This window comes from Salinihabitans flavidus (assembly GCF_900110425.1).
Classification (GTDB): Bacteria; Pseudomonadota; Alphaproteobacteria; order Rhodobacterales; family Rhodobacteraceae; genus Salinihabitans; species Salinihabitans flavidus.
The window spans coordinates 49,311-69,386 of the sequence record NZ_FODS01000007.1; the positions used below are offsets into that span (position 1 = coordinate 49,311).

12 protein-coding genes are annotated in these 20,076 nt (G+C 65.8%); 8 read left to right on the top strand and 4 right to left on the bottom strand.

All coding sequences use genetic code 11. The features are described 5' to 3' along the window. The first annotated feature begins 12 nt into the window (after positions 1-12). The 3 genes from BMW66_RS07910 to BMW66_RS07920 all read left to right on the top strand — a co-directional run bounded on the left by BMW66_RS07910 (position 13) and on the right by BMW66_RS07920 (position 2,183). Complete coding sequence (locus BMW66_RS07910) at positions 13-1,185, top strand: saccharopine dehydrogenase C-terminal domain-containing protein (protein ID WP_093117219.1); 1,173 nt, start codon at positions 13-15, stop codon at positions 1,183-1,185. 227 nt (positions 1,186-1,412) lie between these two features. Continuing rightward, entirely contained in the window at positions 1,413-1,784 is a 372-nt protein-coding gene (locus BMW66_RS07915) for a heme-copper oxidase family protein (RefSeq protein ID WP_093117221.1), read from the top strand. Positions 1,785-1,856: 72 nt separating this feature from the next. Further along, the gene (locus BMW66_RS07920; protein WP_093117223.1) at positions 1,857-2,183 is read left to right on the top strand and encodes a DUF3775 domain-containing protein; all 327 of its coding nucleotides are present in this window, start codon (positions 1,857-1,859) and stop codon (positions 2,181-2,183) included. A gap of 61 nt (positions 2,184-2,244) precedes the next feature. Here BMW66_RS07920 and mutL read toward each other — a convergent pair whose 3' ends face one another. Next, a complete protein-coding gene (mutL, locus tag BMW66_RS07925) occupies positions 2,245-4,131 on the bottom strand; it encodes a DNA mismatch repair endonuclease MutL (protein ID WP_093117225.1) in 1,887 nt (628 codons plus the stop codon). A gap of 486 nt (positions 4,132-4,617) precedes the next feature. Here mutL and recQ point away from each other — a divergent pair, with 486 nt between their 5' ends. Together recQ and yaaA are read left to right on the top strand one after the other, a co-directional pair. Continuing rightward, a complete protein-coding gene (recQ, locus tag BMW66_RS07930; protein WP_093117227.1) occupies positions 4,618-6,663 on the top strand; it encodes a DNA helicase RecQ in 2,046 nt (681 codons plus the stop codon). A 32-nt stretch (positions 6,664-6,695) separates the two neighbouring features. Beyond that, positions 6,696-7,469, top strand: a complete 774-nt coding sequence (gene yaaA / locus BMW66_RS07935; RefSeq protein WP_093117229.1) for a peroxide stress protein YaaA — start codon at positions 6,696-6,698, stop codon at positions 7,467-7,469. A gap of 11 nt (positions 7,470-7,480) precedes the next feature. Here the strand turns inward: yaaA and BMW66_RS07940 are convergent, their stop codons facing one another. Beyond that, on the bottom strand, positions 7,481-9,346 hold the full coding sequence (locus BMW66_RS07940) for an ATP-binding protein (RefSeq protein WP_093117231.1): 1,866 nt from the start codon (positions 9,344-9,346) through the stop codon (positions 7,481-7,483). 147 nt (positions 9,347-9,493) lie between these two features. Here BMW66_RS07940 and BMW66_RS07945 point away from each other — a divergent pair, with 147 nt between their 5' ends. The 3 genes from BMW66_RS07945 to recO all read left to right on the top strand — a co-directional run bounded on the left by BMW66_RS07945 (position 9,494) and on the right by recO (position 17,847). Beyond that, complete coding sequence (locus BMW66_RS07945; RefSeq protein WP_093117233.1) at positions 9,494-14,926, top strand: alpha-2-macroglobulin family protein; 5,433 nt, start codon at positions 9,494-9,496, stop codon at positions 14,924-14,926. Further along, entirely contained in the window at positions 14,923-16,959 is a 2,037-nt protein-coding gene (gene pbpC / locus BMW66_RS07950; protein WP_093117235.1) for a penicillin-binding protein 1C, read from the top strand. The genes BMW66_RS07945 and pbpC overlap by 4 nt, the downstream gene beginning before the upstream one ends. Positions 16,960-17,115: 156 nt before the next feature. After that, positions 17,116-17,847, top strand: coding sequence for a DNA repair protein RecO (gene recO, locus BMW66_RS07955; RefSeq protein WP_093117390.1), 732 nt, complete (start codon positions 17,116-17,118; stop codon positions 17,845-17,847). Here the strand turns inward: recO and BMW66_RS07960 are convergent. Together BMW66_RS07960 and BMW66_RS07965 are read right to left on the bottom strand one after the other, a co-directional pair. Then, entirely contained in the window at positions 17,834-18,934 is a 1,101-nt protein-coding gene (locus BMW66_RS07960) for an LptF/LptG family permease (RefSeq protein ID WP_093117237.1), read from the bottom strand. The genes recO and BMW66_RS07960 overlap by 14 nt on opposite strands. Continuing rightward, a complete protein-coding gene (locus tag BMW66_RS07965; RefSeq protein WP_139196136.1) occupies positions 18,934-20,043 on the bottom strand; it encodes an LptF/LptG family permease in 1,110 nt (369 codons plus the stop codon). Before BMW66_RS07965 ends, BMW66_RS07960 begins: the two co-directional genes overlap by 1 nt. Between the last annotated feature and the right edge of the window lie 33 nt (positions 20,044-20,076).

The window sequence follows — 20,076 nt, forward strand, 5'->3', positions numbered from 1 at the left end:
AGGAGACGCGACATGACGATTCACTGGTGCGGCACCGGCCTTTCGGCCATCCCCGGCCTGCGCCGCCTGATCGAGGCGGGCCACGAGGTGACGGTCTGGAACCGGACGCTGGACAAGGCCGGGGACGCGGTGGGTGATCTCACACGCCGGATCCAGATTTTCGACATGGACAACCTGCGCGCCGAGGTGCAGCCCGGCGATGTCGTCGTCTCCATGCTGCCGGGCGACTGGCATGTGCCGCTGGCCGAGCTTTGCATCGCACAGGGCGCACATTTCGTCTCCTCCTCCTATATCGCACCGGAGATGCGCGCGCTCGATGCCGCGGCGCGCGCGGCGGGCGTGGCCTGCGTGAACGAGGTCGGGCTCGATCCCGGCATCGACCACCTGATGGCGCATGCGCTGATGGCCGACTACCGCGCCTCGAGGGCGTTCGACGCGGGCAACGTGATTTCCTTCACCTCCTACTGTGGGGGCATCCCGAAGGTGCCCAACCCGTTCCGCTACAAGTTCAGCTGGTCACCCCTCGGCGTGCTCAAGGCGCTGCGTTCGCCCTCCCGCTCTGTGCGGGAGTTTGCAGAGCTTGAGGTGGACCGGCCCTGGGACGCGATTTCCACCTATGAGGCCCCGCTGCCCAAGCCCGAGTCGTTCGAGGTCTACCCCAACCGCGATTCCATTCCCTTCATGGCGGAATACGGCATCGAAGAGGGCTGGCCGGTGCGCGAGTTCGTGCGCGGCACCCTGCGGCTTGGCGGCTGGGCGGAGGCATGGTCCGACGTGTTCCGCGAGGTCGAGACGCTGGACGGCCCCGAAGGCGAGGCGCGGATGAAGGAAATGTCCGATGCCTTCTGGGCCGAGAACGCCTATGCCGAGGGGGAGCCGGATCGCGTCGTGCTCTGCGTGTCGCTGCGGGCCGAAAGGGACGGGGCGCCCGTCTGGCACAAGACCTATGTGATGGACGCGACGGGCGATGCGCGCGGCACGGCGATGTCGCGGCTCGTTTCGATTCCGGTGTCCCTCGCGGTGGACGCGGTTCTGAACGGCCAGATCCCCGCCGGCGTCTCCGCCGCGCCGAGCGATCCGCAACTGGTCGCCCGCTTCATGGCGGAGGTGGGCCGCCTTGCGCAGCATCTGGCCATCGTCGATCACATGGCCGAAGGCGGCGGCGCCGGTCTGCCCCCGGCCTGACGCCGGGCGCACGCCCTCGGCCCCTGCCGGACAAACGACGGGGGCATCATGTCGAAGTGAGCCGGCAGATCGCCCCGCCCGCAAGGCGGCGTGGGCCTTTGAAAAATCTTTTGCGAAATGACAGCGCAGGGGTATTTTCTTCCGCGCGACATGCGGCGGAACGCCGCTGCCGGGCAACAACGCGCGGGCGTGAAGACCCGCTTTTGCAACAGGGAAAGGAAAGGGAAATGCGTGGTGTCTCACTATGGTTTTTCGCGACGGGGGTTCTCTTCGCGGTTCTGGGCATGATCTGGGGGATTCAGATGTCGGCGACCGCCGATCACACCCTCTCGCCGGCCCATGCCCATCTCAATCTTCTGGGCTTCGTCGTCTTCGCGCTGGCCGGTCTGTACTATCACCTTGTGCCAAGGGCGGCCGAAGGCCCGCTGGCCAAGGCGCATTACGTGCTGGCGCTGCTGGGCGTGGGGATGATCGTGCCCGGCATCGTGCAGGCCGTGCACGAGACCAGCGAGACGCTGGCCAAGGGCGGCTCCTTCCTCACGGTGCTGGCGATGGTGCTGTTTCTGGTGATCGTGCTGCGCCACCGCACCGCCGCCTGACTTGCGTCAAATCAAGGACGCGCGTCGCGCCATTTGTTGTGCTACAGTGGAGCAAACAACAGGAGACGCGACATGCTGGAAATCTCGAACTGGAAGGTCGCGCAGGTCGTTCTCATGGCGCGGGAGCTTGAGCGCGCCGAGGCGGAACTGCGCGCCTTCATCGACAACCTGAACGAGGATGAACAGGCCAGCCTCGTGGCCGTGATGTGGATCGGCCGCGAGAGCTTCACCGCCGACGACCTCGAAGAGGCGATCGAAACCGCGCGGGCGGAGGCGACGACCCCCACCGCCGACTACCTGATCGGCACGCCGCATCTGTCGGACCATCTCGAAAACGGAATGGACGAGCTTGGCATATCGCTCTCCGATGAAGAGGACGATCTGGTGCGCGGCGGCTGACGGCTCGTCAGCGGCACGAGGCTTTGGGACTCCGGCGCCAGCACAGGCTCCGCCACGGTGATCATGTCCGCCCGAACAGCCTTTCGATATCCGCGAGCTTCAGCTCCACATAGGTGGGCCGCCCGTGGTTGCATTGCCCCGAATGGGGGGTTGCTTCCATCTCGCGCAGAAGGGCGTTCATCTCCTCGGCGCGCATCCGCCGGCCCGACCGGACCGATCCGTGACAGGCCACCCGGCTCAGGATCGACTCGATCCGCGCCTGCACCAGCGCGCTTTCGCCCGCGTCGTCCAACTCGTCGAGGATGTCGCGCACCATCGCCTGCGCGTCCACCTCGCCGAGGATCGCGGGCGTCTCGCGCACCGCCACCGCGCCGCCGCCGAACGGCTCCACCGTCAGCCCCAGCCGCGCCAGATCGCCCGCGACCGCCAGAAGCCGCGCGCAATCGCCCTCGGACAGTTCCACGATCTCGGGGATGAGAAGCGCCTGCGCCGCTACGCCGCGCTCCGCCATCTGGCGCTTGAGCTTTTCATAGACCAGCCGCTCATGCGCGGCGTGCTGATCGACGATCACCATGCCGTCGCGGGTCTGGGCGACGATGTAATTCTCATGCACCTGACCGCGCGCCGCGCCAAGCGGGTGGTCCCCCGGTTCCGGCCCGTTTCCGTCCTCCGCCGCCGTCTCCCCGATCCGCCCGCTGAGCGCCGCGGCCGCCTCGGCAAAGCCTGGCGCCTCCGGCTGCGGCGCGGGGGCCTGCATCGCATAACCGGCGCCGCGCGCCGCCCCGGACGGGCGATCCATCTGGTAGACGCGCGCGCCGGGATGGCCGGCCGCGTCCGGCTCCATCCCCCCGGGCCGGAACGCGCCCAGCGCCGCACCCGCCACGGTCGAGGAGGCCCGATGCCCCGCCTCGGCCAGCGCATGGCGCAGCGCGCTCACGATCAGCCCGCGCGCCAGCCCCGGATCACGGAACCGCACCTCGGACTTGGCCGGATGCACGTTCACATCCACAAGCTGCGGATCGCAGTCGATGAACAGCGCCGCCGCCGGATGCCGGTCGCGGCTGAGGAAATCGGCATAGGCCCCGCGCAGCGCCCCGATCAGAAGCTTGTCGCGCACCGGCCGCCCATTCACGAACAGATACTGCGCCACGCCAGAGCCGCGCGAATAGGTCGGCAACGCGGCATAGCCCGTCAGATGCAGCCCCTCGCGCTCGGCGTCCACCGCGATGCTGTTCTCGGCGAACTCCCGGCCCAAGATACGGCCAAGCCGCCCCTGCAAGGCGTCGAACATGTCGCCGGTCTCGGCCTCGGCGCGAAAACTCACGCGCCCCTCGCCGCCGCCGGTCACATCGCGCAGGGTGAAGCCGGCGAACGGCTCGGCCATGGCCAGCCGCTTGACCACATCCATGACCGCCTGCGCCTCCGCCCGGTCCGAGCGCATGAACTTGAGCCGCGCCGGCGTGGCGTGAAACAGATCGCGCAACTCCACGATGGTCCCGCGCGACAGCGCCGCGGGCTTGACCGGCCCGATCCGCCCGCCCGTGACGGAGACCGCCGCCGCGTCCTCTCCCGCCGCGCGCGAGGTGATGGACAGACGCCCCACCGCGCCAAGGCTGGGCAGCGCCTCGCCCCGGAAGCCGAAGCTGTGGATATTGAGCAGATCGGAGCCGTCGATCTTCGACGTGGCATGACGCGACAGCGCCAGCGGCAGATCGCCCCCCGCGATGCCGCAACCATCGTCGCTCACCCGGATCAGCGTCTTGCCGCCATCGGCAATCGCCACCTCGATCCGCCGTGCCCCGGCATCAAGCGCATTCTCCACCAGCTCCTTGACTGCGCTGGCGGGACGCTCCACCACCTCGCCGGCGGCGATCCGGTTGATCGCGCCCTCGTCCAACTGCCGGATCACGGGGCGTTTTTCGCCTATATTGGGGTCTGTCTTCAGCATACCGCCAAATCTAGCATGGCTTGCGCCGATTCTGCCACAGCGGATTGACCCGCGCCGTGCCTCTTTTCGGGTGAAATACCTCGGGGTCCGGGGCAGAGCCCCGGGCCTGCTCGGCCTGAGCGCATACTCACATGGGCCTGCGTGGCCTGAACGCAAACTGACATGGGCCTGCGCGGCCTGAGCGCAGAGATGACAATGCGCGCGCGGCACGCGCGCTCCGCCCGGTCAAACCCGACCAACCGGCCCAAAGGTTAACGCGCCCTCACCGCGCGCCGCGTTAAAGGGCCCTCCGCCGACATCGGCACCGACGCGATACCGACGTTTTACCGACGCGATGCAGCCTGCCCATTTGCCAATGAAACAAGGCGTTAACCCAGCTTTCGTGTTGCCCGGCCCCGCGCCGCCGGCCTCCGCGTTAACCCTTGCCCCCCGCACCCCCATGTGGGACAGTCCCGCCAAGAGCAGTCAACCTCGGAAAAAACACCCATGTGCGCCGCCGCCACGTTCCTGCGTGATGTCTTCGGATTCGATGCCTTCCGCCCCGGACAGCAGGACATCGTGGATGCCGTGGCCGAAGGGCGCGACGTGCTCGCCATCATGCCGACGGGGGGCGGCAAATCGCTCTGCTATCAGCTTCCCGCCCTCATGCGCGAGGGCGTCACGGTGGTGATCTCCCCGCTCATCGCGCTGATGCGCGATCAGGTCCGCGCCCTGCGGCAGGCCGGTGTCGCCGCCGGCGCGCTCACCTCCGGCAATACCGACGAAGAGACCGCGGAAGTCTGGGAAATGCTGGACACGGAGCGGCTCAAGCTGCTCTACATCGCGCCCGAACGGCTGTCGTCGGGGGCGGCGCTGGGGATGCTGCGACGCATCGGCGTAAGCCTCATCGCCGTGGACGAGGCGCATTGCGTCTCGCAATGGGGCCATGATTTTCGCCCTGATTACCTGCGGATAGGGGAATTGCGGCGCGCCCTCGATGTGCCGCTGGCGGCCTTCACCGCCACCGCCGACGCCGAAACCCGAGCCGAGATCGTCACCCGCCTGTTCGACACGGCGACGCCGCAAACCTTCCTGCACGGTTTCGACCGGCCCAACATTCACCTGAGTTTCGCGGTCAAGGACGGACCCCGCCGGCAGATCCTGAATTTCGCCGCCGCGCGCAAGGGGCAGTCCGGCATCGTCTATTGCGGCACCCGGGCGCGCACCGAATCCATCGCCGCCGCCCTGCGCGAGGCGGGCCATGCGGCGCTGCATTATCACGGCGGCATGGACGCCGAAGAACGGCGCATGACAGAGACACGGTTCAGCCACGACGACGGGCTGATCGTGGTGGCCACCGTCGCCTTCGGCATGGGGGTGGACAAGCCCGACATTCGCTGGGTCGCCCATGCCGATCTGCCCAAATCCATCGAGTCCTACTATCAGGAAATCGGCCGCGCGGGACGTGACGGGGCGCCCGCCGAAACGTTAACGCTCTTTGGTCCCGACGACATCCGCCTGCGCCGCGCGCAGATCGACGAAAGCCCCGCCCCGCCCGACCGTCGGGCCGCCGATCACGCCCGCCTGAACGCCCTTCTGGGACTGGCCGAGGCGCTCACCTGCCGCCGCGCCAAGCTATTGGAATACTTCGGTGAATCGGATGTGACCTGCGGCAATTGCGATCTCTGCGACGGCCCGGCGGCGGTGTTCGACGGCACCGAATCGGTGCGCAAGGCGCTCTCGGCGATCCTGCGCACCGACGAATGGTTCGGCGCGGGCCATCTCACTGATATCCTTGTGGGAAATACCACCGACAAGATCCGCGCCCGCGGTCATGAGGCGCTGCCCACATTCGGGTGCGGAAAGGATCTCTCCCGCCGTCAGTGGGGCGCGGTTTTCCGGCAGATGATGGGCCGCGACCTGATCCGCCCCGACCCCGCGCGCCACGGCGCCTTGCGCATGACAGACGCCGCCCTGCCCATCCTGCGCGGGCAGGAAAACATTACACTGCGCCGCGATTCCATCGACAGCGCGGATCGTCGCCCGGCCCCGAAATCGCTTGTCAATGAAGAGGATGCGCCGCTTCTGTCGGCGCTCAAGGCCAAGCGCCGCGTGCTTGCGGAGGCGGCGAAGCTGCCAGCCTACATGATCTTCAACGACCGCACCCTGATCGAGATGGCCGAAACCCGGCCCGCCACTCTTGACGACATGGCACGGATCGGCGGCGTCGGCGCCAAGAAACTCGCGACCTATGGCGACACCTTCCTCGAAGTGATCACCGGCGCCGCCGCGCATGTCCACCCCACGCGCCGCAAACTCGCCGGCCGGACCGAGGGCGATCTGTTCGACCGGCTGCTGGAAGCGCAGAACGCCTTGTCCCGCGGCGCGGAGGGCACCGGGAAGTATCTGTCCTGTCCCCATTCCACCCTGCGCCATATCGCCGAACGCCGCCCCCGCACGCTCGACGATATGGCCCGGCTTCCGGGCATGGGAGAGCAGAAGATCGACCGCTTCGGCGCCGCCTTTCTGGACGTGCTGCGCGCGGCGGATTAGATCAGCGAAAGCCGCAAGAGGAAGGACCGCCCATGCTCGTTGTAATATCGCCCGCCAAGCGTCTGAACTGGGACCCGGTAGAGGTTGAACCCACCCCGCCCCTGTTCCCGGATGAGGCGGCGAGACTGGTGAAAACCGCGCGGAATCTGACACTTGGCGACTTGCAGAAGCTGATGAACCTGAGCCCCGATCTGGCCCGGCTCAACCGGGACAGGTTTAAGGCGTTCGAAGAAGCGCCAGAGGCGGGCGTCACACGCCCCGCCGTGCACGCTTTTGCGGGCGACACCTATGCCGGGCTCGATGCGGCCAGTCTGGAACCCGACGAAATGGCATGGGCGCAAGAGCATCTGCGCGTCCTTTCGGGGCTTTACGGGCTCTTGCGGCCCCTCGACGCGATCCAGCCCTACAGGCTTGAAATGGGCAGCCGACTGAAAACCCGCCGGGGCAGGAACCTCTATGAGTTCTGGGGTGACAGCATTGCCAGAACCCTCAACGCGCAGGCCAAGGACCTCGGCACCGACGTCCTGATAAACTGCGCCAGTCAGGAATACTTCGGTGCGGTGGACCCCGATGCCCTGAAGCTGCGGGTGATCACCCCGGTGTTCATGGAGGATCGCGGCGGCACCCCGAAAATCGTGAGTTTCTACGCCAAGAAGGCCCGCGGAGCGATGGCGCGCTTCATCATAGAGCGCCGACTGACCGACCCCGAAGGGATTACCGACTTCGACCTGGGAGGCTATACCTATCGACCACAGATGTCAGAGGGCAACCGATGGGTATTCCTGCGCGGCAGCACGGCGGACTGAACGGGTGGCGATCATTGCATGGCAACCCCGCCCCCGTCACCGGGCGCAGCGGGTGAGGCATCCTCGGATAGCGGCAGCCTTGCGTCCTGCGGGCAATGCGCCATGATCGTCTCGAATATCGCCGCCTTGCGCAGCGGTTTGGTGAGGTAGCGATCCAGCCCGGCGGAGAGTATCCCCTCCCGGTCCCCGTCCACCGCATGGGCCGTGAGCGCGACAATCGGCACATGTCCGCCCCGGTCGGCCTCCTTCGCCCGGATCTTTGTCGTGGCCTCCTTTCCGTCCATCCGTGGCATGGAAATGTCCATGAAGATCAGATCGGGGGCCCAGTTGTCGAATACTTCCACCGCCTCAATCCCGTTGTCGGCAAATCGTAAATCGGCATCAAGCGGCCCGAGAAGCTTGCCAAGAACAAGCTGGTTGGTCTTGTTGTCCTCTGCCGCCAGAATGCGCATGCGGCGTAGCCCGCCCGGACCCGGCGCAGGGTGTGGCGTGTCTTCGCCGGCCTCGTGAGGCGCGATCGGGGTCTTTCCAGCGTCGTCTTCGTCCACAGGCAGATCTATGCTGAAGCCGAAGGTGGACCCCCGGCCCAGCTCCGACTCCACCCAGATCTCTCCGCCCATCATCCCGATCAGCCGTCGGGAGATCGCGAGGCCAAGCCCCGTGCCCTCGAACGCGCGGTTGCGCGCGTCCTCCACCTGATTGAACTCTCCGAAGATGTGCCCGATCTTGTCGTCCGCGATCCCGACTCCCGTATCCTCGACCGTCACAGTGATCCGGCCCTGACCGTCCCCTTCCGCCGGCACGCCCACCACCCGCACCAGCACGTGCCCCTCGGAAGTGAATTTCACCGCATTGCCCAACAGGTTGGTCAGCACCTGCCGGATACGCCCCGGATCGCCCACAAAGCGCGTCGGCATGAAAAGATCGTAATCGACAAGAAGCGATACGTTCTTTTCCTGCGCCGCGGGTTTCAGCAATGTGGCGATCTCCTGAATGCAGAGTTTCAGATCGAACGGCTCGGGGTGAAGCACAAGTTTCTCCGCCTCGATCTTGGAATAGTCGAGCACGTCGTTGATGATCACCAGAAGCGCCTCGCCCGAATTGCGTATGGTGTTGACGTAGAGACGCTGTTCCTCGCCCAGATCGGTATCGGCCAGCAGGTCGGCCATACTGACGACGCCGTTCATCGGGGTGCGAATCTCGTGGCTGATGTTCGCAAGGAAGGCTGATTTGGCTCGATTTGCCGCCTCCGCGCGTTCCTGTGCCTGTTTGATTTCGCTCTCATAGCGCACGGTGTCCGTGATATTGTGGGCAAGGCTCACCATATCACCGCCATGGCCGCGCTGGTCGATCAATTTGATGTATTGCCCGTTCCAAAGCTGAAGCGTTATGGGGTCGGGTTCCGGACGCTGCCAGCGGTCCAGCATCTCCTGCCGCCAGCGTGCGGGCGGTGTGTCGCCGATATTCATGATCCCTTCTTCAGTGATCAGTTGCAGAATGCGCATATAGGTCACCCCGGGCTCGATCTCTTCCAGCCCGTCGAAAACTGCAAGATAGGCTGGGTTCGCCGCGATCATGCGGTTGTCCGTATCGAAGAAGGCAAATCCGTCCTGAATTGACTTGATCGATTGCCAGAGCCGTCGTTCCGCGATCACGATCTTCTCGTTGGCGATCTGGAGATCGCATTTCACGCGCTGGTTCTCATCCTGCACGGAGGCCACCTGCGCGCGTGTCTCAACGATCTCATCGGACAGCTTGCGCGCATGTTGGCCGAGTTTCCGGTTGGCGGCGAAAAGCTCCGCCTGCTTGAGTTCCAGCAATTGTTCCGCAGCCAGCCTGGCGCGCCGTTCCTCTGCCAGTTTCTGTGCAAGCGACATGCACCCTTCCCCGCGTTGACATGCCTGATGCGCAAGCGTCGGTCAGGAGGGTGAATATCCGTTTAAGTTCACCAGTTCCGGGGGAATCGTTGCCAGCCTGCGAACGTCCGTGGCAAGATCATCTGGTTTGATACAGGAGGATTTCAGATGCGTTGGATTATTCTGGCACTGGCGGGTTTTATTGCCGCCCCGCTGGGCGCCCTGGCCGAGTCTCCGGTGCCGGAACGCCGGATCGTCGTCACCCCCGATGTGGATTTCTACGGCTCCGACCTTCAGGCCCTGTTCGACACTACCTATGACGCCTGCATCAATGCCTGCCTGTCGAACCCGGACTGCCGGGCCTTTACTTTCAATACCCGCTCCACGGCCTGTTTTCCGAAATCCAGCGTCAGCGAGCGGCAACCCTATGACGGGGCGTTGTCGGCAGAGATCCATACCGCACCGCCGCACGTGCGCGCGCTGGCCGAAACACGGCAGGATGAGCTTGCCTTCCTGACCTCGGACGATATTTCCGGTGCCACCCGCCTGGCGGCCGATATCGGCCGTATTCATACCGCGGGACAGTGGGAGGTTCCCGAAATGCTGGAGGCTGCCCGCACGCGCCGTGCCAATGGTGATCTGGCGGGGGCCATGCGCTGGATGGGCGGTGCGGTGGCCAAGAGCGATGCGTCCGATCAGTGGGCGGAATACGCGCGGCTGAACCGCGATATCGAAACCGACAACCACTCTGATCGCAACACCAATCGCAATCGCGCCTTGCACGCCGCGATCAATGCCTATCTGCGCGCACCGTCAGCGCCCGGACAGGTGTCGGCCCTGATGATCATGGCCGAAATGCTTGAACAGACGGGTCGCGGTCGTGACATGATCCCGGCCCTGCGGCTGGCCGAGCGCCTGCAACCAAGGGCGGATGTCACCGCCGCGCTCGACGATGCGATCAGTAAATACGGCTTTCGCATCATCGAGCATCGCGTGGACAACGACACCGCCCAGCCGCGGATCTGCGCGGAATTCAGCGAACCGCTGATCAAGGCCGGCACCGACTACACCCCCTTCGTCCGTCTGCCCGATCAGCGCCTTGCCGTGCAGGCCGAAGACCGCCAGATCTGCATTGACGGGGTGGAGCATGGATCGCGTTATACCGTCACCTTCCGGGAAGGTCTTCCTGCGGCAAGCGGCGAGGCTTTGATCAAGGATGTGACGCTCACGCTCTATGTCCGCGACCGTGCCCCCGAGGTTCGCTTTCCGGGCCGGGCCTATATCCTGCCGCGTACAACCGATGCCGGCCTGCCGGTGGAAACGGTAAACCTCGATACCGTGGAGTTGACCCTCTACCGGGTGAGCGACCGCAATCTTTTGCGCACCATTCTGGACAATGATTTCGCAAGACCCCTGCCCGACTACCGAGAGCGCGACTTCTCCGAAAACGTGGCCGAGACCGTCTGGACCGGCGAGGCGGAAACGCGCAACACGCTCAACGCGGATATGACAACGCGGCTGCCTGTCGGGGACGTGATTGCCGATCTGCCTGCCGGACTTTATGCGCTCTCGGCCGCCATACCCGGGGTCGAACCCTATGAGCAGACCGGCGCAACGCAATGGTTCGTGTTGTCCGACCTCGGGGTCACGACGCTTTCGGGCACCGACGGGCTGCATGTCTTCGTGCGCGGGTTGCGCGATGCCGCCCCGCGCGAGGGCACAAAGGTGACACTGCTCAACCGCGCCAACCGAGTGCTGGGCGAGGCGGTGACCGACGCGGACGGCCACGCCCGATTTGCCGCCGGTCTGACCCGTGGCACCGGCTCAAAGGCTCCCGCGCTCGTGACGCTGGAGGAGGCGGAGGATTTCGCCTTCCTGTCGCTGACGGACCCCGCCTTCGACCTGTCGGACCGCGGGGTAGAGGGCCGCGCGCCGGCACCGCCCGTTGACCTGTTCCTTGCCACCGACCGTGGCGCCTATCGCGCGGGGGAAACGATCCACGCCACGGCGCTTGCGCGCGGAGACATGGCGCAGGCATTGCCCGGCCTGCCCGTTACCGCCATCCTGACACGTCCGGACGGGGTGGAATACACCCGCAAGACCTCTACCGACGATGTTGCCGGGGGCCACGTGTTTTCCTTTCCGCTGGGCGCGACGGTGCCGCGCGGGGCTTGGACGCTGGCGATCAAATCCGATCTCGACGCGGACCCGCTTGCAACGGCAAGGGTGCTGGTGGAGGATTTTCTGCCGGAGCGGATCGACTTTGACCTGACCCTGCCGGAGGGCCCGCTCAATCCTCTGGGCACACCGGAACTTCGGATCGAGGCGCGGTATCTCTTCGGCGCGCCGGGCGCCGATCTGCCTGTCACGGGCCACGTCACGCTACGCCCGCGCGACACAGTGGAAGGCTTTTCCAAGTACCGCTTCGGACGCCACGATAACCCTGTTTCGCCACGCACCAATAGCTTTGACGGCGGGCGCACCGGCGCGGACGGCACCGCGCGTGTCACCCTTGATCTGCCCGAGATGGAAAACACCGGCCGCCCGCTTCAGGCCGAGCTTGTCATCGAGATGGCGGAAGGCTCCGGCCGCCCGGTAGAGCGGACTCTGACCCACCCTGTTGCGCCTGCGGGCCCGATGATCGGCATCAGGCCGAAGTTCGACAGCGTCGTGCCGGAGGGGTCGGAGGCCGGATTTGACCTGATTGCGCTTGCGCCCGACCTGTCACCCCAACCGATGACCGTGCGCTGGACGGTGAACCGCATCAACACCCGCTACCAGTGGTATGAGCAATACGGCAACTGGAACTGGGAGCCGATCACCACCCGCAACCGTGTCGCCACCGGCGAGGCGACGCTTGGGCAAGACTCGCTGAGCCTCACTGCCCCTGTGGACTGGGGCCACTACGAGATTGTGGTGGAGCGGACCGACGGGGACTATGTTGCCGCCTCAACCGATTTCCACGCTGGCTGGTATGCGCCTGCTGATACGACAGATACGCCTGACACACTCGAACTGTCACTCGACAAATCCGGCTACCACAGCGGCGAGACGGCGCAGCTTCGCGTCGTGCCGCGATTTGCGGGAACCGCGCTGATCTCGGTCATGTCCAACCGCCTGATCGACCTGAAAGCGGTGGATGTGAGCGAGGGCGAAAATCTGATCCCGCTCGAAGTCACGGATGACTGGGGCACGGGGGTCTATGTCACCGCCACGGTGATCCGTCCGATGGACGTGGCGGCAGGCCAGAATCCGTCTCGCGCGCTGGGGCTGAGCTATGCGAAAATTGATCCGGGGGAGAAACAGCTTTCCGTTGCCATCGACGCGCCGGAGAAGATGACGCCCAATGGCCCGCTTGACGTGGAAATCGCCGTCGATGGCGTGGCCGAAGGGGAAACCGCGCATGTCACGCTGGCCGCTGTGGATGTGGGGATTCTCAACCTCACCGGATTCGAGAGCCCTGATCCGTCCGCCCACTATTTTGGCCAGCGTCGTCTTGGCGTTGAGATTCGTGACATCTACGGTCGCCTGATCGACGGAATGAACGGCGAAATGGGCGCCCTCCGGTCTGGCGGGGACGCAGGGGCCCGCGATCGCCTGCAATCGCCCCCTCCGACCGAGGATCTGGTGGCCTATTTCGAAGGTCCGGTGACGGTCGGCCCCGGTGGACGCGCAACCGTGACCTTCGATCTGCCGGATTTCAACGGCACCCTGCGCCTCATGGCCATCGCCTGGACCCCGACTGCGGTGGGACAGACCGAGCGCGACGTACTCGTGCGCAACCCGGTGGTGGTAAGCGCAAGCCTGCCGCGTTTTCTGGCGCCGGGTGACGAAAGCCGCCTTCTGCTGGAGATCACCCATACAGAGGGTCCGTCGGGCCGCATGGGACTTGACCTGACTGCCAACGGCGTCGCGCTTGCCGAAGGGGCTGTGCCCTCTGGTGTCACGCTGGGTGATCAGGCCACCGCGCGCCTTTCGGTTCCGATTACCGCCGGTGAGGTTGGCGACCACACGGTTCGACTCGCCCTGACAACGCCCGCAGGTAAGCAGATCGTCAAGACCCTGTCCCTGCCGGTGCGTGCCAACGATCCCGAGATCAGCACCACGCGTCGCGTCTCGCTTGATACGGGGCAAACCTTCACCCTGGATGGGAACCTTTTCGAGGGGCTGCGGCCCGGCACCGGCTCTGCCGTGATATCCGCCGGGGCGCTGGCACGCTTCGATGCGCCGGGGCTTTTGCAGTCACTCGATCGCTACGCTTATGGTTGCACCGAGCAGATCGCCTCTCGCGCGCTGCCGCTGTTGTACTTCGAAGAGGTGGCGCGCGCACTCGACCTTCACAAGAGCGGTGAGGTGCGGACCCGCGTGGATGAGGCGATCACGCAGATCCTCACAAGGCAGGCCAGCAACGGCGCCTTTGGCCTTTGGCGCGCCGAGTCGGGGGATTTCTGGCTCGACGCCTATGTCAGCGATGTGCTGTCCCGCGCGAAGGCACAAGGCCATGACGTGCCGCAACTGGCCTTTGCGCAGGCGATGGACAACCTGCGCAACCGCATCAACTATGCCCCCGACTTTGACACCGGGGGCGAAGACATCGCCTATGCGCTCATGGTGCTTGCACGCGAAGGCGCGGCGGCCATGGGCGATCTGCGCTACTATGCCGACGTGAAGGCAGAGGCGTTCACCACCCCGCTTGGCGCAGCGCAGCTTGGCGCAGCGTTGGCGTACTACGGCGATCAGACACGCGCGGACCGCATGTTCGCGCGGGCCGATACGCTCCTCTCCGGGCAGGCGGCAGACGCGGAAGCCAGCCTCTGGCGCGCCGATTACGGCACCGATCTGCGCGATGCCGCCGCGGTTCTCACGCTTGCGGTGGAAAGCGGTTCGGACGCCGTGAACCGTGATGCGTTGGCCGCACGTATCGCCGGGGCGGCCGGCACGCGATCCACCCAGGAAAGCGCCTGGTCGCTGCTGGCGACGCACGCAGTGATGGACGCACCGGGCCGGTCCGGCCTTTCGGTCGACGGGGTGCCCACCGACGCACCGCTGATCCGCGTCGACGCCGAGCAGGCCGAGGCAGCACTGATCCTGATCCGCAACGATGGCCCACGCGCCACCGATCTGACCGTGACGACACTCGGTGTGCCAGACAGCCCCGCGGAAAAAGGGGGGTACGGGATGTCGCTCAGCAGAAGCTATTACACGATGGAGGGCGCCCCGCTTGACAGCAGCACTGTCAAGACGGGAGACCGTTTCGTGACCGTGCTGCGCGTGGTACCACATGAGGACATCGGCGCACGCCTGATTATCGACGACCCCCTTCCGGCCGGGTTCGAAATCGACAATCCCAACCTTCTGCGCGCCGGCGACATACGGGAGCTGGACTGGCTTTCGCCGGCGGAGGCCGAGCATAGCGAGTTCCGGACGGACCGCTTTGTTGCAGCCGTCAACTGGCGCTCGGACGACCCGCTTGAGTTGGCCTATATCGTGCGCGCGGTCTCTCCCGGCAGCTATCATCATCCCGCCGCCTCGGTCGAGGATATGTATCGCCCGCGCTACCGCGCGCGCACCGGCGCAGGGCGACTTACCGTGACCAAATGAAACGCCACGCCCTTTTACTGCTCATGGCGGTCCTGTTGGCCGGGGCCGCCCTGCGCGATGGTTTCGACGATTGGGTGGACGCCACCGACCTGCCGCCGTTGCTGGCCGAAACCTCCGTGGAAGTGCGCGATCGCAACGGACAGCTTCTTCGAGCCTATCAGGTCGAAAGCGGACTCTGGCGTCTCGATACCGCACCGCATCAGGTGGACAAGCGCTATCTCGACATGCTGATCGCCTATGAAGACAAGCGGTTCCGCAGCCATGCCGGGGTCGATCCCCGTGCGCTGTTGCGCGCTGCCGGTCAGGCGCTCGTGAATGGGCAAATCGTCTCCGGCGGCTCCACCCTGACGATGCAGGTGGCCCGGCTTCTGGAGGATGGCAGCACCGGACAATGGTCGGGGAAACTGCGCCAGATGCGCGTGGCTCTGGCCCTCGAACGGAGGCTGTCAAAGGACGACATCCTCTCGCTCTATCTCACCCACGCGCCGTTTGGCGGCAATCTCGAAGGGTTGCGCGCGGCCACGCTGGCATGGTTCGGCAAGGAGCCGACCCGCCTGACGACGGCCGAAGCCGCGCTGTTGATTGCTCTGCCGCAAAGCCCCGCCGCGCGACGCCCCGATCGCGAACCCGTCCACGCGCAAAGCGCCCGCGACCGGGTGGTGCACCGATTGCAGATCTCCGGCACCGTGACCGGGGACGCCGCGCAGGGGGCCATCTCCACCCCCCTTCCACAGCGCCGCCGCCCATTCCCCGCGCTTGCCCCGCATCTGTCCGATCGTGCGCTTCGAGAGAGCCCCGGACCGCGACGGCACGACCTGACGCTTGACGCGAGACTTCAGGCCTCTCTGGAACGTCTCGGGACTGAAGCCCTGCACGGACGTGGCGAGCGCCTGTCCATCGCCCTGCTCGTCGCGGATCATACCAGCGGAGAAATCCTCGCCACGGTCGGTTCCGCCGGATATGCCAGCGCCGACCGCCGCGCGGGATTCGTGGACATGACGCGCGCCCTGCGCTCGCCCGGATCGACACTGAAACCGCTGATCTACGCGCTCGCCTTCGACCGGGGGCTTGCCCATCCCGAAACCCTGATCGACGATCGGCCGGTGCGCTTTGGCAGCTACGCTCCGCAGAACTTCGATGGCCAATTCCGGGGCGAGGTGCGCATCGCGGATGCGCTGCGTCAATCGCTCAATATCCCGGTCATTCTGCTGACCGATCAGATCGGACCAGCGCGGCTCATGTCAGCGCTGCGGCAGGCCGGAACGGAGCCTCAATTGCAAGGGGGGAAACCCGGGCTGGCGGTGGCCCTCGGCGGCGTCGGCATGACACTGGAAGATCTGGTGACGCTCTACGCAGGAATCGCGCGCGGTGGAGTCGCCAGACCGCTGCACTGGAAACGCGACAACACCCCGAGTGACAGCGTCCGCTTTCTGGACCGTAGCAGCGCTTGGCAGGTCGGGCATATCCTGTCCACCCTTGCCCCGCCGCGCGGTGCCCCGGATCTCGGCATCGCCTACAAGACCGGGACCAGCTATGGCCACCGGGACGCATGGGCCATCGGCTTTGACGGCAGGCATGTCGCCGGGGTCTGGATCGGGCGCCCCGATGGGACCCCGGTTCCCGGGGCCTTTGGGGGGGATCTCGCCGCGCCGGTGCTTTTTGACCTGTTCCAGCGGTTGGGCGGACAATCGTCCTCGCTGCCGCCGCCGCCCCCCGAGACGCTGATGCTGGACGCGGCACGTCTTCCTCCCCCGTTGCGCCGGTTCCGTGGGCGCGGCGCGCTATTCGAAAAGCCCGCCGATGCCCCACGTCTTACCTTCCCGCCGGAGGGCTCGACGCTCGAAGGCGGGCCTGTGGTCGTGAAGGTGCGCAAAGGCGTGCTGCCACTCTCGGTGCTGGCCAATGGCGCGCCGGTCGTCACCGGAAGCCATCGGCGTGAAATTGTCCTGCCCTATGCGGAGCCCGGCGCGGCGACCTTCACCGTTATCGACGCGGAGGGGCGTTCCGACCGCGTCGGTATCTGGGTCCGATAGGCTCAGGAGCGCCCTGCCCGTCTTCTCGGGTCAAATACCTTGGGGCTTTGGGGATGAAACCCCCAACCAATACATGAGTCGCGCCGCAAGGCGCACGCTATGGCAACGTTCCGATCCGGGCTTGCGGGGGGCGGCGAGGCAATCGATAGTGGCGCAATGGAATGGCGGGACGAAGGGATATGCCTGCAGCGAAGGGCACATGGCGAGAACGCGGTGATCCTCGAAGTGTTCACCGCTGCGCACGGACGTCATGCTGGTGTCGTGCGCGGTGGCGCATCGCGCCGAATGGCCCCGTCACTTCAGCCGGGAACGCAACTTGATCTCACGTGGCGGGCCCGGCTCGAGTCGCACATCGGTGCGTTCACGGCGGAGCCGCTACGCAGCCGCAACGCAGCACTCTCCGAACGAATGGCGTTGGCCGGATTGAACGCGGTCACTTCGCTTCTGATCTTTTGCCTGCCCGAGCGCGAGACCCATCCCGTGCTCTATGCGCGCACGGTGTCGCTTCTCGATCTTCTGGGGCAGGAGGATGTCTGGCCACTGGCCTACCTTCAATGGGAGCTGGTGCTTCTGGAAGAACTCGGATTCGGCCTCGACCTGTCGTGCTGCGCGGTGACCGGGGCACGCGAGGGGCTCATCCATGTCTCGCCGAAGTCCGGCCGGGCGGTATCGGCGGCCGGGGCGGGAGACTGGGCCGACCGCCTTCTACCACTGCCGCCCTGTCTGCGCGGCGCAGGGCCGGCGACGGATGCCGAGATCGTCGAAGCGCTTGGCGTGACGGGCTATTTCCTCGAGAAGAAGCTGGCCACGGCGCTCGGCAACCGCCCTCCGCCAGAGGCGCGCGGACGGCTGGTCGATCTGCTCAGCCGGCGCCTCAAAGCTGTCTGATCTGAAGAATGGCGGCAAGCGTTCCCGCGATCAGAAGCGAGGCGAGGCTAGCCCAGAGCGGCGCGATGGCCCCAAACTCGCCAAGTGACCAGAAGATCTTGATCAGCACCACCGAGATATAGCCCGTCACCGCCAGCGCCACCAACCGAAGCGGATTGAACCTGCGGGCGGTGGTTCCTGTTTGCGCAAGACTTGCCCCCAGAAGGGCAAAGACCCCTGGCAGGAAAAAGGCCGCATAGCGCCGGACGAGGGCGGTCTGCCGGTCGGCAAAGCGTGGGTCGGACTCGACCGCGGTTATACGGCGCAACGCTTCCTGCGGGATGTAGAAACCGCCCACATCGAGATAGGTCAGATGGACGGAGGTGAGTGGGAAACGGATGGTCAGAGACTGCGGCGGTTCCGGGCGCAAGTTGCCGTTTGGTCCCGCTTCCCAGCGGCGGGCCTCTTTGAGCACCCAGCTTTGCGGATCGGCGCCGGGCCGCGCGCTTTCGGCCACGATCAGGCTGGACAGCGCAGCCCGGCGTATGCCCTCGAAGAGGACAACATCACGCAGGGTCGGGGGCTGTCCAGGCTGCACCGTGGCCCGCAAGGCGCGATCGTCCGCGACAAACCAGCGACTGTCTTTCTCCTTGCGCTCAAAGCGCCGTGCATAGCTGCCCACGCCAAGATCGACCTGCGCAAAGACCGCAGCAGGACGCAGCCAGCCCTCAAGCGCGGCCTGTACCGTGCCGGTGATGACACCCACGACCAGTAGCGCACTGAGCGCCAGCGCCGGTGTGGCCCCGGCCGCCGCGAGAATCACGGGTTCGAGCCGCTGAAACCGCAAAAGCTCTGCCGCGAAGGCTCCGGCGAGACACGCCATCGGCAGAAGCCGGGTCAGAATGTCGACCCCGCGATAGCCGAGATAGGGAAACAGGATGCGCCAGAGGGGCTGGCCCGTTTCAGCGGCCTTGTCCTGTAGCCCGGTCAGATTTTCCGACAGGTCGATGGAAAAGGCTATGGCCAGAAGCAGGAATACAACAAAGCCGATCGCCCGCAGATGGGCGAGCATGATCGATCGCATGGCAATGCCGGTCAGCGCACGCATCACGATCCCCTTGGCGGTGTCATGATCGCCTCGCCGCGCGCAAGAAGCCAAGTCAGGGGCGGCAGGATATAGGCGAGCACACAAAGCAGAACCACCGGCAAGGCCGGCAGAAGGGTTGCGGCCTCTCCCACCAATGCGCGGCCCGCCACGTCATAGCCCAGCACCAACGCCGCTGCCAGCGGTAGCGCCACAATACGGCCGGGGCCACCACCGCCCGCCACCACCGCCACCAGCGCCCAGAGGGCGGCGGCGGGAACCAGAACAGCGCGGGCCAGCATTTCACCGGCGCGGCGGCGGTCGTCCGGGGCGATCGCACGCAGTCGTATCGGCGTTTCCCCCGGCTCCAGCCGTCGGTCGGGTTCGGGGACCAGATCGTCCAGCCGGAAAGAAAACGCCGCGTTTCTGGCGCTGATCACATTGATCGGGCTGGCCTGTTCGGGATTGGCCTCATAGGCGCGAAAGGTGCTGAGACGAATGTCATGCGCCCCGTCTTCGTCCGGGCCGGTGATGGTCCAGTCCTGCGACAGGCTCGCGCGCCACGGACCACCCGATCTCGGGGTGAAGACGAAAAGCTGTCCGCGTTCCTGCCCGTCGGTCAGGGGGTCGGTGGCGATGAATGTGGTGCCTCCGAATGTCTGGATCGTGCTGCGCGGACCGGGGCGCAGAATCTGATCAACGACATGACGGGCCTGAAGCTCTGCAACGGCGATACGTTCCCCGTATCGCGCCGCTGGCACCACATGGCCGGCGGTCAGCAGGCTGAGGGCGGTGCCGCACGCACCAAGCGTCAAGGCAAACCAGATCACCTGTGTCCAGCGGACCCCGGCGGTGGCAAGGATGATCAACTCTCCCCGTCTCCGTGCGTCGGAGACCGTGAAGTGGAGCGCAATGAGCAGTCCGAGCGCCAGCGCGATATCGAGGATTTCCGGCGCGCGAAAGCCCAGCAGGCGTAGCACGTCGAAAGCGTTGCCGTCATAGCGGAGCGCCTGCTCCATCAGGGTGGTGAAGCTTTCGGCGATGAAGACCGCCTCGACCATGACCAAGATCGCCAGAAGACGGAGCAGGGCCGGTCGGCTGAGGATTCGGAAGACTGGGCCTAGGGGTCTCATGGGGATCGGGCGGATCGGAACATCGCGGCGATT

Excerpts from the sequence above, each read along its gene's own strand:
- BMW66_RS07910 (WP_093117219.1), top strand. The coding sequence starts at position 13 with ATGACGATTCACTGGTGCGGCACCGGCCTTTCGGCCATCCCCGGCCTG.
- recO (WP_093117390.1), top strand. The coding sequence starts at position 17,116 with ATGGAATGGCGGGACGAAGGGATATGCCTGCAGCGAAGGGCACATGGC.
- BMW66_RS07960 (WP_093117237.1), bottom strand. The coding sequence starts at position 18,934 with ATGCGTGCGCTGACCGGCATTGCCATGCGATCGATCATGCTCGCCCAT.
- BMW66_RS07915 (WP_093117221.1), top strand. The coding sequence starts at position 1,413 with ATGCGTGGTGTCTCACTATGGTTTTTCGCGACGGGGGTTCTCTTCGCG.
- mutL (WP_093117225.1), bottom strand. The coding sequence starts at position 4,131 with ATGCTGAAGACAGACCCCAATATAGGCGAAAAACGCCCCGTGATCCGG.
- yaaA (WP_093117229.1), top strand. The coding sequence starts at position 6,696 with ATGCTCGTTGTAATATCGCCCGCCAAGCGTCTGAACTGGGACCCGGTA.
- recQ (WP_093117227.1), top strand. The coding sequence starts at position 4,618 with ATGTGCGCCGCCGCCACGTTCCTGCGTGATGTCTTCGGATTCGATGCC.
- BMW66_RS07945 (WP_093117233.1), top strand. The coding sequence starts at position 9,494 with ATGCGTTGGATTATTCTGGCACTGGCGGGTTTTATTGCCGCCCCGCTG.
- BMW66_RS07940 (WP_093117231.1), bottom strand. The coding sequence starts at position 9,346 with ATGTCGCTTGCACAGAAACTGGCAGAGGAACGGCGCGCCAGGCTGGCT.
- BMW66_RS07920 (WP_093117223.1), top strand. The coding sequence starts at position 1,857 with ATGCTGGAAATCTCGAACTGGAAGGTCGCGCAGGTCGTTCTCATGGCG.
- BMW66_RS07965 (WP_139196136.1), bottom strand. The coding sequence starts at position 20,043 with ATGAGACCCCTAGGCCCAGTCTTCCGAATCCTCAGCCGACCGGCCCTG.
- pbpC (WP_093117235.1), top strand. The coding sequence starts at position 14,923 with ATGAAACGCCACGCCCTTTTACTGCTCATGGCGGTCCTGTTGGCCGGG.